Source organism: Paraburkholderia unamae (genome assembly GCF_003268775.1).
Taxonomy (GTDB): Bacteria; Pseudomonadota; Gammaproteobacteria; order Burkholderiales; family Burkholderiaceae; genus Paraburkholderia; species Paraburkholderia unamae.
Genome location: NZ_QLSU01000032.1, coordinates 54617 through 70177, shown reverse-complemented (window position 1 = coordinate 70177; position 15561 = coordinate 54617). Strand labels below are relative to the sequence as shown.

Here is a 15561-nt window from a genome sequence, read left to right as displayed (position 1 = left end):
CATGAATTCCCAAACCGACCTCGTCCCCGCCACCGCCAGCGCGCCGGCCTCCGCCGCCGCTGCGGATTCCGACTCGCAGATCATGGCGCAGCACGCGCAGTTCGTGGACTGGATGCGATCGGTCGCGCCCTACATCCACGCGTTCCAGGGCAAAACCTTCGTCGTCGGTTTCGGCGGCGAGGTCGTGCACCAGAACCTGCTCAACGCGCTGGTGGCCGACATCGCGCTCTTGCAGGCCATGGGCATCCAGATCGTGCTCGTGCACGGTTCGCGCCCGCAGGTCGAAGAGCAGATGAGCCTGCACGGCGTCGAGTCCGAGTTCTCGCATGGCATGCGCATTACCAATGCCCGCGCGCTCGAATCGGCGAAGGAAGCGGCCGGTGAAGTGCGTCTCGACATCGAGGCCGCCATCAGCCAGGGTCTGCCGAACACGCCCATGGCGCACGCGCACATCAGCGTGGTGTCGGGCAACTTCGTGACGGCGCGGCCGGTCGGCATTCTCGACGGCGTGGACTTCCAGCATACGGGCGTCGTGCGCAAGATCGACGCGGACTCCATCCGTCATTCGCTCGCAAGCCGCAAGCTCGTGCTGCTCTCGCCGCTCGGTTTTTCGCCTACGGGCGAGGCGTTCAATCTGTCGATGGAAGACGTCGCCTCGGCGGCGGCCATCGCGCTGCGCGCCGACAAGATCGTTTTCCTCACGGAAACGCAGGGCCTGATCGACGAGGAAGGCGAGTTGATCCGCGAATTGTCGCTCGACGACGCCTACAAGCTGCAAGAAGGCGGCACCGTGCTCGGCGACGAAGGCTTCTATCTGAAGCACTCCATTCGCGCCTGCCGCGGCGGCGTGGGCCGCGCGCACATCATTCCGTATTCGCTCGACGGCGGCCTGCTGCTCGAACTGTTCCTGCACGACGGCGTGGGCACCATGATCTCGTACGAGAATCTGGAAAGTCTGCGCGAGGCGACGCCCGACGACGTCGGCGGCATTCTCACGCTGATCGAGCCGCTCGAAAGCGACGGCACGCTCGTGCGGCGCGGGCGCCACCAGATCGAGCGCGACATCGACCACTTCTCGGTGATCGAGCACGACGGCGTGCTCTTCGGCTGCGCGGCGCTTTACGCGTACTCGCAAGAGCGCATCGGCGAAATGGCGTGCCTCACGGTCTCGCCCGAGGCGCAAGGCTCCGGCGACGGCGAGCGGCTGTTGCGCCGTATCGAGCAGCGCGCGCGGGCGCGCGGCCTCACGCGTATTTTCGTGCTCACCACGCGCACCGAACACTGGTTTCTCAAGCGCGGCTTCGTCAAGGCAACGGTTGACGATCTGCCCGAAGACCGCCGCCGCCTCTATAACTGGCAGCGCAAATCGCTCGTGCTGATGAAGCAGCTCTGAGCGGCGCCGCCCACCCCACACATACGACTACAGGAGAAGCACAGCATGGCCCGTATGATCCAATGCGCGAAGCTCGGCAAGGAAGCCGAGGGACTCGACTTTCCGCCGCTGCCGGGCGATCTCGGCAAGCGCATCTATGAGAGCGTTTCGAAGGAAGCCTGGCAGGGCTGGCTCAAGCAGCAGACCATGCTGATCAACGAAAACCGCCTGAACATGGCCGATCCGCGCGCGCGTCAGTACCTGATGAAGCAAACGGAAAAGTACTTCTTCGGCGAAGGCGCCGACCAGGCTTCGGGCTTCGTGCCGCCGACCGAAGGCTAAGCCCTCCTTCTGCTGCGCACCGGGATCTGGCCCCGACCCGTTCGGATACAGCCAACCCGACCGCAAAAACCGCGCCCCGAGCGCGGTTTTTTTATGCGCTTCATGCGCGTTTCCCGTCGCGGAAACGGTTCCATCGAATCGGCGCAATCGCCCGCCACACGGGGCTTCCAGCCCCCTCCCCGAATCCGCGCAGATGCCTGCGTTTGCGCGATCTTCCGTTATCGTGCTATCATGTGGCCTCGTTCAACAGGCATTAGCCATCAATTGCATTCGGGAAGGCACCCAAAAACGCCAGCAACCCGAGTGCGCATATGACAAAAAGAACGCTTCGCCACGCGAGCTTCTTTTTCGTTTCAGCGGCGCTTCACTCGTGCACCTCGTGCCGGTCCAGCGTCCTCATGCGTCCTGCCCCCCTTCCACGGCCACGCAGGCGCAACGTTAAACACAATTCGTCCGAGTGTCGTTTCGCGACACTTCAGCATGCTTTCGTGCGCCGCTCGCCTTGTGCGATGCAACATCGGCCCGCCCTCCTTCCTGTGAACCGGCGCGCCGAGCGCGAAATGTCGCCGCTATCGCGAAACGGCACTCTCCGGCAACCGTGGCGGGCCCTCCTGGGTTCGTCGCAGTCATTGGAGATGCAGACCTTGACCGCTTCCACTTCCGGCGCGTCGGCCCAAACCGACCTTACCCTCGACGACATCACGATCGTCGACAACAGCCTCCTCAAACGCGCCGTCGGCGCCATGGCCCTTGGCAACGCCATGGAATGGTTCGACTTCGGCGTGTACAGCTACATCGCCGTCACGCTCGGCCAGGTGTTCTTCCCGTCGAGCAGCCCCTCGGCGCAGCTCATCGCGACCTTCGGCACGTTCGCGGCCGCGTTCCTCGTGCGCCCGATCGGCGGCATGGTGTTCGGGCCGCTCGGCGACCGCATCGGCCGCCAGCGCGTGCTCGCGATGACGATGATCATGATGGCCTGCGGCACCTTCGCCATCGGCCTGATCCCGTCGTACCACTCGATCGGCATTGCGGCCCCCGCGCTGTTGCTCGTGGCACGCCTCGTCCAGGGCTTTTCGACGGGCGGCGAATACGGCGGCGCAGCCACCTTCATCGCCGAGTTCGCCACCGACAAGCGCCGCGGCTTCATGGGCAGCTTCCTCGAGTTCGGCACGCTGATCGGCTATGTGTTCGGCGCGGGCACGGTTGCCGTGCTGACCGCCTTGCTCTCGCACCAGCAACTGCTCGACTGGGGCTGGCGCGTGCCGTTCATGATCGCGGGCCCGCTCGGCCTCGTGGGTCTGTACATCCGCACGAAGCTCGAAGAAACGCCCGCGTTCAAGCGCGAAGCGGAGCTGCGCGAAGCCGAGGAGCACACGCGCCCGAAGCTCACGCTGCATTCGTTGCTCACGCAACATCTGCGCCCCTTCCTGCTGTGCGTAGGTCTCGTGCTGATCTTCAACGTGACCGACTACATGGCGCTCTCGTACCTGCCGAGCTACCTCTCGGCGACGCTGCACTTCAACGAAACGCACGGCCTGTTCCTCGTGCTGATCGTGATGGTGCTGATGATGCCGATGACGCTCGCGTTCGGCCGTCTCTCCGACGCCGTGGGCCGCAAGCCGGTAATGCTCGCGGGCTGCGTGGGCCTGATCCTGCTGTCGATCCCGTCGCTCACGCTCATTCAAACGGGTGAGCTCGTGCCGGTGTTCTTCGGTCTCCTGATTCTCGGCGCGCTGCTCTCGTGCTTCACGGGCGTGATGCCCTCGGCGCTGCCGGCCCTCTTCCCGACCGCGATCCGCTACGGCGCGCTCGCCATCGGCTTCAACGTGTCGGTGTCGCTGTTCGGCGGTACGACGCCGCTCGTGGCCGCATGGCTCGTGGAGCACACGCAGAACCTCATGATGCCCGCGTACTACCTGATGGGCGCGGCAGTGGTCGGCATCATCTCGGTGCTGGCGCTGCATGAAACGGCACGCCGCCCGCTGCCGGGCTCGGCGCCGAGCGTGAGCAACAAGGCCGAGGCACATGCGGTGCTGCGCGGCGTGCGTCTCGCGCGCGAACTCGACGATGAGTACGCCGTCGCCAACGCAGTGCGCGCTTGATACCCATCGATCAAGTTGTACGCACAACGAAAAAGGCCAGCCTCGCGCTGGCCTTTTTTCTTGCCCGGTCTCCTTGTGCTCGCCTCACGTTACTCGATGAGCTTGACGTGCTCGACGTGCAACGCGCCCCCCGTTGCTATCGTGAGCATGGCCGCCGAAACCGGCAGTTTGAAGCGCCGCGGCCCCGCGCTGCCGGGATTCACATACAGCACGCCCTCGCGCGTCTCCAGCGCGGGCTTGTGCGAATGGCCGCTGACCACCACGGCAATACCGTCGGCCGCGGGATCGCCGCGCAGGTCGGGCAGTTCGTGCACCACGGCAAGCCGCACGCCGCACGCTTCGAGCGTGGTCTGCACGGGCAGCGCTTCGGCCCAGCCGCCGCGATCGTTGTTGCCGCGCACCGCAGTGAGCGGCGCAATGGCGGCCAGCGTGTCCAGCACGGCCTGCTCGCAGATGTCGCCGGCATGCACGATGGCATCCGCGTGCGCAACGAAAGCCAGCAGTTCGGGGCGCAGGAGATTGTGCGTATCGGAAACCAGCGCTATGCGCAGCGCCGGCAGCGTTTCTTTCGCGGACATGGTGATTCGTTTCGGCTCGGCGCGAACGTGAAGGACGAGTTAGCGATTATCAACCGAAATACACCGCCAGCCACACGCTCGACACGGTCGGATCGGTCCACGCCACGCGATGACGGCAGTGCGCCGGAATCTGCACGTAATCGCCGGGCAGCAGGCGACGCAGCGGCTCGCCCGCGTCCTCGAACTCCAGCGTCGCGACGCCCGTGAGCAACACCACCCACTCATCGCGTGCGTCGTCGTACCAGAAGCCGGGCGGGCTCGCCTGCCCCGTCGACACGATGCGTTCGACCTGCACGCCGCCGCGCGCAACGAGCGTGTCGAAACGCTCGTCGGCGGCGTCATGGGCGATGCCCGCATAGAGATTGCCGAACGCGACGGCCTTCGCTTCGTTCATGTGCGCGCTCATGCCAGCGGCTTCAGGCCGTCGAGCAGCGTGGGCACGAGCTCGCTCACCGTGGGATGCACGTGCATCGCGTATTGCAACGTCGTGTACGGCGCGTCCGCCGTCATCGTGTCGATGAACGTATGGATCGCCTCGTCGCCCTCGATGCCGAAGATCGCCGCGCCGAGAATACGCTTCGTTTGCGGGTCCACCATCGCCTTCATGAAGCCGTCAGTCTCGCCGCGCTCGCGTGCGCGGCCGACGCGCGACATCGGCATCTTCGCGATGAGCGCGGGCTTGCCGCGCTCGCGCACCTCGCGCTCGCTCAGGCCCACGCGCGCGAACGGCGGATCGACGTACACCGCGTAGGCGGGAATGCGCGTATCCGCGCTGCGCGCGCCGCCCGCCAGCAGATTCGCCGCGACGATCTGAAAGTCGTCGTACGAAGTGTGCGTGAACGCGCCCCGCCCGTTCACATCGCCGAGCGCCCAGATGCCCTCCACGGCCGTGCGCAATTCCCCGTCTACGGCAATCAGCCCTCGCGCATCGCGCTCGATGCCCGCCGCCTCCAGACCGAGGTCGTCGGTATTGGGCAAGCGGCCCGTCGCAAAGAGCAGATGCGAAACGTCGAGCGTCCCGTCATCGAGATCGATACGCACGCCCGCATTGCCTTCGCGCGGCGCGACGCTGCGCGGCTCGGCGCCGAATCGAAACTCGACGCCTTCGCGCGCAAGCACGTCGCGCACGGCGAGCGAAACGTCGTCGTCCTCGCGCGCAAGCACGCGCTGCCCGCGCACGAGCACCGTGACACGGCTGCCGAAGCGCCGGAACATCTGCGCGAATTCGAGCGCCACATAGCTGCCCCCGCAAATCGCCAGATGCTCGGGCAGATGGTCGAGCGCGAGCAGCGTCGAATTGGTTTCGTAGCGGATCGTTTCGAGCCCGGCAATCGCGGGGATCTGCGCGCGCGTACCCGTGTTGATGAAGATCTCGGGCGCTTCGAGCTCGAGCGGCGAGCCGTCGTGGCCCGCCACGCGCACCGTGTGCGCGCCCGTGAAACGCGCGTGGCCCTTGAACACCGTGACATTCGGCGTGCCGCGCAACCAGTGCTCGACGCCGTCGCGCGACGCGCCGATGATGCGCTCCTTGCGCGCCTTCACGAACGCGAGATCGACGCGCACGTCGCTTGCCTGCGTGCCATCGCCGATGCGCACGCCGAAGTCCGCCGCATGCCGCGCGACATGCGCGGCGCGCGCGCAGGCCACGTAGGCCTTGGTCGGCGTACACCCGACGTTTACGCAGGTGCCGCCGAACGACGCACGCTCGATCACCGCCGTCTTGCGCCCGCTTTGCGCGAGGCGCACGGCGAGCGGCGGCCCGCTCTGCCCCGTGCCGATCACGATCGCATCAAACCGTTCTGCCATGCCGCTCTCCTTTGCTGGTGCCGCGGGCGGGGCACGGAAATCGGGCCTGAAATGGGCCGCCCGGCCGCGAAAGACGCGAGACGCCACTCGCGCCATCTTACGCGCGGCGAATGGCAGCCGCCCGTTGCGCGTCGCGAATCGGCACAGAAGAACGAGCACAAAAAAAAGAGCCGCCTCGCACGTCGAGGCGGCTCACAGGGTGACGTCACAACAGCAAACGGGCGATGCCGCTGCGCGTCAGGGGGATCGGCGAACGCTCGGCGCGTGGGCGTCAGGCGTTCGGTAAAGGGTATCGGTTCTGGGGTCGCGGCACTGCGCGTTCAGCGGCAGGCGCGGCGACGGCTCGCGCTCAGTGCACGCAATCGGTCGGGACGATTTCGCCGTGCCCGGCGTTCCACAGTTCGCGCGAACGCAGGAATGCGGCGCGCGCGCCACGCGTTGCCACCATCAGCCCGACTTGCCCCATGTTGAAGTCGAGCGACACCATCAGCTGCATCAAGTCCACCATCGGCAGAACCAGCGCCGGCTGATACAACTGTCGTTCGATAAAGGATTTCATGACCACTCCCGCTGCATGCCCCGCGTCCTCCTGACGCAGGGTCATTCAATGGTTGTCATTCTAGGAATGCAGCGTGCGCCGATAAATGGGCCGTTGGCGAAGTCACTTGTCGCAAATCACTAACAATCGCGCGGCGGTGGAGAAAATGCGAGGTTGGCGCAGGCCGGAGCGGCCGCCCGGCCGGCCACTGCGCGGGCGCCCCGCCTCAGGCGAGCGGCGTCGCCACGAATTCCGGCATGGCCTCGGCGCGCGCGGAAAGCGCGGCGATCGCCGGATATCGGGCAGGATCGACGGAGCCGGGCAGGATGTACTGATTGAATCGCCAGGCCACGGCCGCCGTGATGTCGGCCTGGGTGATGCGTCCGGCGCACAGCCACCCGTCCCGGCCCGCCACGAGCCGGTCGAGCACCGTCCACGCCGCATGCATCTGCGCGTTCACGCGCTCGAACCACGGCTCGTGCTGCCGCTCGGCAGGGCGCAGTTCGCGCTCATAGACCTGCTGCACCGTCTTTTCCATGGCCGCGAGCGCGAAACCGTTCACGCGCAGCGCGAACGTGCGCTCCTGCGTTTCCTCCGGCATCAGCCGCCGCGCCGCCGGCACCTTGCGGTCCAGGTAGTCGAGGATCAGCGTCGAATCGATTAGCTGGGTGCCGTCGTCGTCGATGAAAGTCGGCGCTTTCACGACCGGATTGATCTGCGCAAATTCGTCGTACTGGCGAAACACCGAAATGCTGCGATGCTCGAACGGCAGGCCGAGCACATGCAGTGAAATCGCGACGCGACGCACGTAGGGGGAGTCCATCATGCCGATCAACTGCATGGGTTCACCTCGCACTGAAAAAAAGGGATCGGACGTCGATGTTGCAGGAAGCGCGGAAGCTTTTCAAGACGCGACAGACGACAGGGATAAAACGGTGTCACATGGCGCTTTTCCCTTTCTCGTTGTGCAAAATCACACCGTGTCGATGTGCCACGTCCTGCACGCCGCGCAATACGGCTACATTCGTTAGCAGACGTCCAATCTGACGCGTCGCGGCATTGTTGCGACGCAGCGCCATGCCCCGCGCACCGCGTTTTTTGCACGACACCTTGCCACTCAAGGCGCAGCGACGCGCAGGGGTCAAGCGAAGGAGGCCGAAGTATTGTTCAGATCACAGAAAAGCGCGCTTTTATGCGCCACATGTGCTGCGGTGCATCGCCGGGAAACTCCTGGATTCGGACGCCGAACGGCTGAGATAGTCTGAATGCACAAGGAGACGAAATCATGAGACAAGCATTCAATGTTGGCGTCGTCATCGTCCTCGCACTCCTCCTCGCGAACCGCGCGATGACACGCGTACAGGCTCACGAGGCCGGCGGGCTCACCTGCGCCCAGGGCTCCGCACTCGTGAAAGCCGAAGCGCTCGTGCGCGGCTTTGGCGAGCGCGGTGCAAGCAGCCAGGGCGAAAACTTTCTCTCCTCTTGCCTCGTCTCCGGACAAGGCCAGGTCGGCGACCTGATCGCCCACGACTGAGCGCCCTGCGCGCGGGAACCGGCCAGGCACTTTCGCGGTGGCGCGACGTATGACCTGCGCGCCGCCGGCGCGGTCTGTCCGCTCGCGTGCGCAGCCGCTACGTCGCGCTAGTGCCGCGCGACGCCGATCGCGTGCGCACTCTTGCTTCGCGGGCGGCACGGCTGCGGGCTGCCGTTGCGCCGCCTTCCTGCGATCTCCTCGTCAAGCGTCGAGCGCACCGATCGACCGTTCTTCGCGGCACTTCACGACTCCTCACGGCTCCTTGCGGCGCCGCTACACGCCGCTGCGTAGCGTGCATCGCGGCCCTCGACTACGAGAACGCCGCCGCTCAGGCACGCCAGTCCACCTTTCTTTTGGGTTGCCAATGTTACGGGTTGGCGGCGAGAATGCTCGCGGACCACGGAGAATCTATGAAAGGGTACGTCCTGTTGTTTGGCGTCAGCATGCTGACGGCGTGCACATCGGTGACCGCCATCAATTCGAAACAGGATGGCCACCTTCACGTCACGAGCCGCGCGCGTTGGGATATCGTCTCGTGGAACCGCGTGCGCTCGGCGGGCATCAACGAGGCCGAAGACTACTGCGAAAAGCAAAAAAAGCAGATGCACACCGTCGAAATACATAGCGAAGGTCTGCGCGGGGTAACGTCGCAAACTGTAGAAGTAATATTCGACTGCATCTGAATAACCGCCGTCTCCCTCCTCCTTTCCCCGCCAGACGGGCGTTTCAGCCCGGTTCCCCTTCCGCCTCCCCACGATTGCCTTGCAATAGCGCAACAATATGTTGTCGTTCACCCTGATATCCAGATTGCATCTTCGCGCTACACTGGCGACACATTTTGTTACGTTTCGGGCTGACTCGTATCATGTTGACCGCATTCTTCATCGCCTGTCCTTTCGGCATCGCGGCCCTGTTCGGCTTCGCGCGGCTGATCAATCCCCACACCGGGAAGATAGGTAATCGTTGAGTGCGCAAGCGCCTTGTTCGGGCGCCGCGCTCAACCAAAAACCGTTTGCGCTGCCGTTCGTCGTGGCCGCGTCCGTCTTTTCCGGCGCCGTCTGCCGGGCCTCTCCCTTCTTTTCTCCGCTTTCGCGCACGACGTGCCAGCCCGATCGCATTTGCCGCAGATTGATTGAGGTCAATACGGGGGCGAATCGCGGTAATATCGCCGGATCACACATTCAATCCATGCCGGGGGCAGCCCATGCGGGGACGTCTTGTCGTCTTGATGACCGCCTTGATCGCATTGCCTTGCGTATCGTTCGCCGACGTCATCGAGCAAAACCTGCAATTCGGCATGCGCGCGCCGTCTGCGACCCACACCGGCATGGATTGCCGGAACTGGAACAGCGGCATGCAGTGGACCCAAGGCGGGTTGTCGATCGACCCGGGCAGGCTGGCGCTCACGCTGGCTGCCAATGCGCTGGCGAGCCATTCCGGCCAGCAACCGGCTGCCATGCGGGACAATCCTTGCGAACGCGGGACGATGCTGCGAGAACCCTGACCGGCGTTCAGTGTGAGTTCGCCTGGGGATTGGGAAGTGTTGGGAGACCCTGTGGTGCCGGGGACCGGGCTCGAACCGGCAAGCCGTTAGGCGGCGGATTTTCGTCACACCACGTCTTTCGACGCCGCCCGCCCCGCTAAGGGCGCGCGTTCGTGCGCTGGACTATGCCTTCGCCGTCGCCGCACGCCGCGTTCGCACGCCGCGCACAACCTTAGGCGCCCCCCGTCTAGTCTCTACACCTTCCAGACCGCCGCTCGCGCGGCAGCCGGCTTGGCTCGGCGTTGCCTCGGCGCCCGGCGCGCTACGCGCCTCATGGCCCAGGGGGTTCGCCGAATTTGAGGGGTTCTGCACCGGCCGTTTCCGGTCGGGCACTCAATCGTCTTTCAAGTCCGCTATGTTTACCAATTTCATCACCCCGGCAGGGCGGACGCGATTCTACCATTGCGCGGCCCCCGTCCCAAAGGGACAGCGGGGAGATGACGCGCGTCCATCGTCATGCGGCGGTCATACGCGTTTTTCATAATCGGCCCATCGAAAACGTTTACAACGCTGCCGGGGCCGCACGCATGACGCCAACCATCAAGGATGTCGCCGCACACGCCGGGTTCTCGATCGCGACGGTTTCGCGCGCGATCAACGCGCCGCACACCGTCAATCCCGTGACGCTCGCGCGGGTACGCGAAGCGATCGACGCCTTGAAGTTCCGCCCGAACCCGCTCGGCCGCCAGTTGCGCGGCGAGCGCACGCGCCTCATCGGCGTCGTGCTGCCCACGCTCGCCAATCCGGTGTTCGCGGAGTGCCTGCAAGGCATCGACGAACTCGCCGCGGCGCAGGGCTTCCGGCTCATGCTCATGACCACGCAGTACGACGCCGGGCGCGAGCGCCACGCGATCGAAACGTTGCGCGCGCAACGGGTGGAAGGGCTGATCCTGACCGTCGCCGACGCGGACACCCACCCGCTCCTCGACGAGCTCGACGCGGACGGCCCCCTCTACGTGCTGATGCACAACGATACGAAACGCCGCCCGTCGGTATCGGTGGACAACCACCAGGCGGCGTGCGACGGCGTGCGCATGCTCATCGCGCACGGCCATCGCCGCATTCTCATGCTCGCCGGCACGCTGGCCGCCTCCGACCGCGCACGCCAGCGCCACGCCGGCTATGCGCTCGCCATGCAGCAGGCCGGCCTCACGCCCTCCCCGGCGCTCGAAATCGATTTCAATGCGGAAGAACTCGCGCCCTCGGTGCTCGCGCATCTCACGAGCGGACCGGCGCGCCCCACGGCGCTCTTTTGCAGCAACGATCTGCTAGCCATGGTGGTGATGCGCGGCCTGCGCCGCGCGCGCATGCGCGTACCGCAGGACATGTCGATCATCGGCTTCGACGGCCTCGCCATGAGCGAGTTGCTCGCGCCGCCGCTCGCGAGCATCGGCACGCCGAACCGCGAGATCGGCAGCGCCGCGTGGCAATGCCTGATGGCGCGCATCGGCGGCCAGTACGCGGGCCCGCTCGCCAACACGCTGCCTCACACGCTGCGCACGGGCGGCACCGTCGCGGCGATTGCGCATGCGCCGCTCGGCGTGCCAGCCGGACCGCTTTCGTGAGCCGCCTGCGCGCCTGAGCGCGCTGCGCAACAAGCACTGCGCAATACGCAATACGCAATACGCAATACGCACCGCATACAGCCCGAATCCGCATTCGAACAACCCGGGCCGCGCACGCATGCGGCCTCCATCCACCAGAACGTTTTTCCAACCGACCTGGAGACCTGCCGTGACCCGCCGACTCGCCTTCGCCGGCCCGCTTTCGTCCGCGCCCGTGCGCACCGCCCTGCGTGCGCTCGCCGCGCCCCTGCTTCGCATTGCACAGCGCTCGCGCGCCGTGCCGCCCGTCACCCGCATTGCCCTCATCACCCGCACCGCCCGCGCCGCCGCGCTCGCGGCCGGGCTGGCCGTGCTCGGCGCGCCGAGCACGGCCCAAGCCGATCAAACCGCGATCTGCTACAACTGCCCGCCCGAATGGGCCGACTGGGCCAGCCAGATCCAGGCCATCCAGAAGGAAACCGGCATTCGCGTGCCGTTCGACAACAAGAACTCGGGCCAGTCCATCGCGCAACTGATGGCCGAGCAGAAAAGCCCGGTGGCCGACGTGGTCTACCTCGGCGTCTCCTCGGCGTTCCAGGCCAGGGATAAAGGCGTGATCGCGCCGTACAAGCCCGCGCACTGGAACGACATTCCCGCCGATCTCAAGGACCCGCAAGGCTACTGGTTCGCCATCCATTCGGGCACGCTCGGCTTCTTCGTCAACAAGGACGCGCTCGAAGGCAAGCCGGTGCCGCGCTCGTGGGCCGACCTGCTCAAGCCCGAGTACAAGGGCATGATCGGCTACCTCGATCCGTCGAGCGCCTTCGTGGGCTATGCGGGCGCCGTGGCTGTGAATCTCGCGCTGGGCGGCACGCTGGACAACTTCCAGCCCGCCTTCGACTGGTTCAGCAAGCTCAAGGCCAACCAGCCGATCGTGCCCAAGCAGACGGCCTATGCACGCGTGCTCTCGGGTGAGATTCCGATCCTGCTCGACTACGACTTCGACGCCTACCGCGCGAAGTACAAGGACCATGCAAACGTCGAATTCGTGATCCCGAAAGAAGGCACGATCGCCGTGCCCTACGTGATGAGCCTCGTGAAGAACGCGCCGCACGAAGCCAACGGCAAGAAGGTGCTCGACTTCGTGCTCTCCGACGAAGGCCAGAAGCTCTGGGCCAACGCGTATCTGCGCCCGGTGCGCGCGAGTGCGCTCTCGCCGGAAGCGGCCTCGAAGTTCCTGCCCGCGAGCGACTACGCACGCGCGAAGCCCGTGGATTTCGCGAAGATGGCGGCCCAGCAGCAGGCCTTCGGCGAGCGCTATCTGCAAATCATGCACTGAACCGCGAGCCGATCCCGTCCATGCACGACCTGACTTTTCCGTTGCGCTGGCGCGTGGCGCTCCTTGCGCCCGCGCTCGCGGTATTCCTCGCGTTCTGGCTGCTGCCGATGGTCGCGCTCGTGCAGGTGAGCGCCGACGGCCATGTCGCCGACACTTATCGTGCACTGCTAACGAACGGCCGCTACATGAGGAGCCTCGGCGCGACCGTTGCGCTTTCCGCCGCCGTCACCGCGGCGACGCTCGTGATCTCGACGATCTGCGGCCTGCTGCTCGCGCGCCGCGTGTTCGCGGGGCGGCGCGCGCTCGTCGCGCTGCTCACGTTTCCGCTGGCGTTTCCGGGCGTGGTGGTCGGCTTCATGGTGATCATGCTCGCCGGCCGCCAGGGTCTCATCGGCGCGCTCGCGCTGCGCTTCACGGGCGAGCGCTGGGTGTTCGCCTACTCGATGGCGGGACTCTTCGTGGGCTATCTGTATTTCTCGATCCCGCGCGTGATCGTGACGGTGATGGCCTGCGCGAGCCAGCTCGACGCCTCGCTCGAAGAGGCGGCGCGCTCGCTCGGCGCGTCGTCGTGGCGCGTGCTCTGCGACGTGATCCTGCCCGCGCTCGCGCCCGGCCTCGTCGCGGCGGGTGCGATCTGCTTCGCGACCGCCATGGGCGCGTTCGGCACGGCCTTCACGCTCGCCACCGACATCGACGTGCTGCCGATGACGATCTACACCGAGTTCACGCTCAACGCCAACATGGTCACGGCCGCGGGCCTCTCCATCGTGCTCGGCGTGGTCACGTGGGCGGTGCTCACGCTCGCGCGCAGCATGACGGGTTCGGCTGTCGCAGCCACCGCATGAGCGCCCCCCGGCTATCGAGGACTCCCGAATGAATTCGCTCGCCAACCCGACGGCGCCCGGCATGCACGACGCGCCGGGCCAGCCGCCCGCCGCGCGGCGGCGCGTCGCCCTGCCCACCGCGCGCACCTGGCTTGCCTGCGCGCAGTGGCTCGTCACGCTCGCCACCTGCGCGTTTCTCATCGTGCCCGTGGGGATGTCGATCCTCGCCGGGCTCACGGTCAACTACTTTCGCGGCGTGGCAAGCGGCCTCACGCTGCGCTGGCTCGATCAGGTCTGGGCGCAATATCACTCGAGCGTGTTCCTCTCGCTCGAAGTGGCGGCGGCCACGCTCGCCGTCACGCTCGTGACCGGCGTGCCCGCGGGCTACGCGCTCGCGCGCAGCCGCACGCGCCTCTCGCGCGTGATCGAGGAATTGCTCGTGCTGCCCGTGGCCCTGCCGGGTCTCGCCTCGGCGCTCGCGCTGCTCGTCGTGTACGGCGGCTTCAGCGCGTTTCGCATGAGCGCGGCGTTCATCGTGGTCGGTCACGTGGTGTTCACGCTGCCGTTCATGGTGCGGCCCGTGGCGGCCGTGTGCGCATCGGCGGACTTGCGCACGCTGGAGGAAGGCGCGGCGAGCCTCGGCGCGAGCTTCTGGCAGCGCTTCACGACGATCGTGCTGCCCAACGCGCGGCCCGGCATCGTGGCGGGCGCGCTCGCGGTGCTCACGCTCTCGATCGGTGAATTCAACCTCACGTGGATGCTGCACACGCCCGACACCAAAACCCTGCCCGTGGGCCTCGCGGATACGTATGCGTCGCTGCGCATCGAGGTAGGCAGCGCCTACACGATCCTGTTCTTCCTCATGACGATGCCCTTGCTCGTGGCGATGCAGTGGCTCGGCGTGGACGTGCCCGGCACGCAGGGCAAACGGCGCATTGCGGGAACCGCCGCGAACGTGAACGCCAGCGCAGCGAAGAAAAACAAGGATTCCGAATGAAACTCGAATCGATACCGATTACCCTCACGCGCTGCGCCAAGACGTTTCGCGGCACGCGCGTGCTCGAACCGCTCGACCTCACGATCGGCGCGGGCGAGACGCTCGTGCTGCTCGGCCCTTCCGGTTGCGGCAAGACCACCACGCTGCGCATGATCGCGGGTCTGGAAACGCCCGACGCGGGCGGCCGCGTGGCCTTCGGCGACGAAGACGTGACGGCGCTGCCCATCGAGCGTCGCAAGGTCGGCATGGTGTTCCAGAACTACGCGCTCTTTCCGAATCTCGACGTGCGCGCCAACATCGGCTACGGCCTGAAGATCCAGCGCGTTCCCACGGCCGACGCGCGCGCGCGCGTAGACGAGCTGCTCGCGATGATGCGGCTCGAAGCGCACGCCGCGAAGCCCATCGGCCAGCTTTCGGGCGGCCAGCGCCAGCGCGTCGCGCTCGCGCGCGCCCTCGCGCCCCGCCCGCGCGTGCTGCTGCTCGACGAGCCGCTCACCGCGCTCGATGCGCGCCTGCGCGACACCTTGCGCGGCGAGATGAACGCGCTGCTGCGCGAACTCGGCGTGACGACCGTGTACGTCACGCACGATCAGGCCGAGGCGATGGAGCTGGGCGACCGCATCGTCGTGATGAGCGCGGGCCGCATCGAGCAGATCGGCACGCCGCGCGAGATCTACTACCAGCCCGCGAGCCGCGCGGTCGCGCAATTCGTCGGCACGCTCAACCGCATCGCGGGACAATGGCAAGACGGCATCCTGCGCACGAACGGCGGCGCCGTTGCGGCCGGCACGCAGCCGACGGCGGGCGCCGCCGAACTCTTTTTCCGCCCCGAAGACGCCATGCTCGCCGATCCCGCCGCCGCGCAACTGCGCGGCGTGATCGAACAGACGACCTTCCTCGGCGAGCGCACGCGCCTCACGATCGGCGGCGCCGCCCCCGATGCCCTGCTCGTCGACGTGGCGGGCCGCATCGAGCTCGCGCGCGGCACGCCGGTCGGCATCTCGATCGCCCCCGAAGCGCTCATCGCGCTTGCGTAAATCTT

At 66.4% G+C, this 15561-nt stretch carries 17 protein-coding genes; 12 read left to right on the top strand and 5 right to left on the bottom strand.

Annotation, left to right across the window (positions count from 1 at the left end):
• Position 1: 1 nt before the first annotated feature.
• The 3 genes from argA to proP all read left to right on the top strand — a co-directional run bounded on the left by argA (position 2) and on the right by proP (position 3816).
• Complete coding sequence (argA, locus tag C7401_RS35860) at positions 2-1393, top strand: amino-acid N-acetyltransferase (RefSeq protein ID WP_112176785.1); 1392 nt, start codon at positions 2-4, stop codon at positions 1391-1393.
• A 45-nt stretch (positions 1394-1438) separates the two neighbouring features.
• Positions 1439-1714 (top strand): oxidative damage protection protein, encoded by a 276-nt coding sequence (locus C7401_RS35855; protein WP_112176784.1) that lies wholly within the window; start codon positions 1439-1441, stop codon positions 1712-1714.
• 644 nt (positions 1715-2358) lie between these two features.
• Positions 2359-3816: a glycine betaine/L-proline transporter ProP gene (proP, locus tag C7401_RS35850; RefSeq protein ID WP_372460483.1), complete on the top strand. Its 1458-nt coding sequence runs from the start codon at positions 2359-2361 to the stop codon at positions 3814-3816.
• 89 nt (positions 3817-3905) lie between these two features.
• Here the strand turns inward: proP and C7401_RS35845 are convergent, their stop codons facing one another.
• The 5 genes from C7401_RS35845 to C7401_RS35825 all read right to left on the bottom strand — a co-directional run bounded on the left by C7401_RS35845 (position 3906) and on the right by C7401_RS35825 (position 7579).
• On the bottom strand, positions 3906-4394 hold the full coding sequence (locus C7401_RS35845) for a metallophosphoesterase family protein (RefSeq protein ID WP_112176782.1): 489 nt from the start codon (positions 4392-4394) through the stop codon (positions 3906-3908).
• A gap of 49 nt (positions 4395-4443) precedes the next feature.
• A complete protein-coding gene (locus tag C7401_RS35840) occupies positions 4444-4788 on the bottom strand; it encodes a cupin domain-containing protein (RefSeq protein WP_258397358.1) in 345 nt (114 codons plus the stop codon).
• 8 nt (positions 4789-4796) lie between these two features.
• Positions 4797-6200 carry an FAD-containing oxidoreductase gene (locus C7401_RS35835; RefSeq protein WP_112176780.1) on the bottom strand — a complete coding sequence of 468 codons (1404 nt, stop codon included), beginning with the start codon at positions 6198-6200 and terminating at the stop codon, positions 4797-4799.
• Positions 6201-6549: 349 nt separating this feature from the next.
• The gene (locus C7401_RS35830; RefSeq protein ID WP_372460482.1) at positions 6550-6804 is read right to left on the bottom strand and encodes a hypothetical protein; all 255 of its coding nucleotides are present in this window, start codon (positions 6802-6804) and stop codon (positions 6550-6552) included.
• Between the two features lie 160 nt (positions 6805-6964).
• Positions 6965-7579 (bottom strand): glutathione S-transferase family protein, encoded by a 615-nt coding sequence (locus tag C7401_RS35825; protein ID WP_112176778.1) that lies wholly within the window; start codon positions 7577-7579, stop codon positions 6965-6967.
• Between C7401_RS35825 and C7401_RS45180 the strand changes: the two genes are divergently transcribed.
• From C7401_RS45180 to C7401_RS35785, 9 genes are all read left to right on the top strand, one after another.
• Complete coding sequence (locus tag C7401_RS45180; protein WP_133254626.1) at positions 7563-7769, top strand: hypothetical protein; 207 nt, start codon at positions 7563-7565, stop codon at positions 7767-7769. The two genes, C7401_RS35825 and C7401_RS45180, sit on opposite strands and share 17 nt — an antisense overlap.
• Positions 7770-8023: 254 nt before the next feature.
• Positions 8024-8272, top strand: a complete 249-nt coding sequence (locus tag C7401_RS35820) for a hypothetical protein (protein ID WP_112176777.1) — start codon at positions 8024-8026, stop codon at positions 8270-8272.
• Between the two features lie 410 nt (positions 8273-8682).
• Positions 8683-8955, top strand: coding sequence for a hypothetical protein (locus C7401_RS35815; protein WP_112176776.1), 273 nt, complete (start codon positions 8683-8685; stop codon positions 8953-8955).
• A 545-nt stretch (positions 8956-9500) separates the two neighbouring features.
• Positions 9501-9776 carry a hypothetical protein gene (locus C7401_RS35810; protein WP_146758052.1) on the top strand — a complete coding sequence of 92 codons (276 nt, stop codon included), beginning with the start codon at positions 9501-9503 and terminating at the stop codon, positions 9774-9776.
• A gap of 566 nt (positions 9777-10342) precedes the next feature.
• Positions 10343-11380: a LacI family DNA-binding transcriptional regulator gene (locus C7401_RS35805; protein ID WP_112176774.1), complete on the top strand. Its 1038-nt coding sequence runs from the start codon at positions 10343-10345 to the stop codon at positions 11378-11380.
• A 277-nt stretch (positions 11381-11657) separates the two neighbouring features.
• The gene (locus C7401_RS35800; protein ID WP_373864479.1) at positions 11658-12698 is read left to right on the top strand and encodes an ABC transporter substrate-binding protein; all 1041 of its coding nucleotides are present in this window, start codon (positions 11658-11660) and stop codon (positions 12696-12698) included.
• Positions 12699-12718: 20 nt separating this feature from the next.
• On the top strand, positions 12719-13543 hold the full coding sequence (locus tag C7401_RS35795) for an ABC transporter permease (protein ID WP_112176773.1): 825 nt from the start codon (positions 12719-12721) through the stop codon (positions 13541-13543).
• 28 nt (positions 13544-13571) lie between these two features.
• Positions 13572-14519, top strand: coding sequence for an ABC transporter permease (locus tag C7401_RS35790; RefSeq protein ID WP_112176772.1), 948 nt, complete (start codon positions 13572-13574; stop codon positions 14517-14519).
• Positions 14516-15556 carry an ABC transporter ATP-binding protein gene (locus C7401_RS35785; protein WP_112176771.1) on the top strand — a complete coding sequence of 347 codons (1041 nt, stop codon included), beginning with the start codon at positions 14516-14518 and terminating at the stop codon, positions 15554-15556. The genes C7401_RS35790 and C7401_RS35785 overlap by 4 nt, the downstream gene beginning before the upstream one ends.
• Positions 15557-15561: the final 5 nt, after the last annotated feature.

Excerpts from the sequence above, each read along its gene's own strand:
- C7401_RS35830 (WP_372460482.1), bottom strand. The coding sequence starts at position 6,804 with ATGACCCTGCGTCAGGAGGACGCGGGGCATGCAGCGGGAGTGGTCATG.
- C7401_RS35785 (WP_112176771.1), top strand. The coding sequence starts at position 14,516 with ATGAAACTCGAATCGATACCGATTACCCTCACGCGCTGCGCCAAGACG.
- C7401_RS35825 (WP_112176778.1), bottom strand. The coding sequence starts at position 7,579 with ATGCAGTTGATCGGCATGATGGACTCCCCCTACGTGCGTCGCGTCGCG.
- C7401_RS35805 (WP_112176774.1), top strand. The coding sequence starts at position 10,343 with ATGACGCCAACCATCAAGGATGTCGCCGCACACGCCGGGTTCTCGATC.
- C7401_RS35845 (WP_112176782.1), bottom strand. The coding sequence starts at position 4,394 with ATGTCCGCGAAAGAAACGCTGCCGGCGCTGCGCATAGCGCTGGTTTCC.
- C7401_RS35840 (WP_258397358.1), bottom strand. The coding sequence starts at position 4,788 with ATGAACGAAGCGAAGGCCGTCGCGTTCGGCAATCTCTATGCGGGCATC.
- C7401_RS45180 (WP_133254626.1), top strand. The coding sequence starts at position 7,563 with ATGCCGATCAACTGCATGGGTTCACCTCGCACTGAAAAAAAGGGATCG.
- argA (WP_112176785.1), top strand. The coding sequence starts at position 2 with ATGAATTCCCAAACCGACCTCGTCCCCGCCACCGCCAGCGCGCCGGCC.
- C7401_RS35820 (WP_112176777.1), top strand. The coding sequence starts at position 8,024 with ATGAGACAAGCATTCAATGTTGGCGTCGTCATCGTCCTCGCACTCCTC.
- C7401_RS35790 (WP_112176772.1), top strand. The coding sequence starts at position 13,572 with ATGAATTCGCTCGCCAACCCGACGGCGCCCGGCATGCACGACGCGCCG.
- C7401_RS35835 (WP_112176780.1), bottom strand. The coding sequence starts at position 6,200 with ATGGCAGAACGGTTTGATGCGATCGTGATCGGCACGGGGCAGAGCGGG.
- C7401_RS35810 (WP_146758052.1), top strand. The coding sequence starts at position 9,501 with ATGACCGCCTTGATCGCATTGCCTTGCGTATCGTTCGCCGACGTCATC.
- C7401_RS35815 (WP_112176776.1), top strand. The coding sequence starts at position 8,683 with ATGAAAGGGTACGTCCTGTTGTTTGGCGTCAGCATGCTGACGGCGTGC.
- C7401_RS35855 (WP_112176784.1), top strand. The coding sequence starts at position 1,439 with ATGGCCCGTATGATCCAATGCGCGAAGCTCGGCAAGGAAGCCGAGGGA.
- C7401_RS35795 (WP_112176773.1), top strand. The coding sequence starts at position 12,719 with ATGCACGACCTGACTTTTCCGTTGCGCTGGCGCGTGGCGCTCCTTGCG.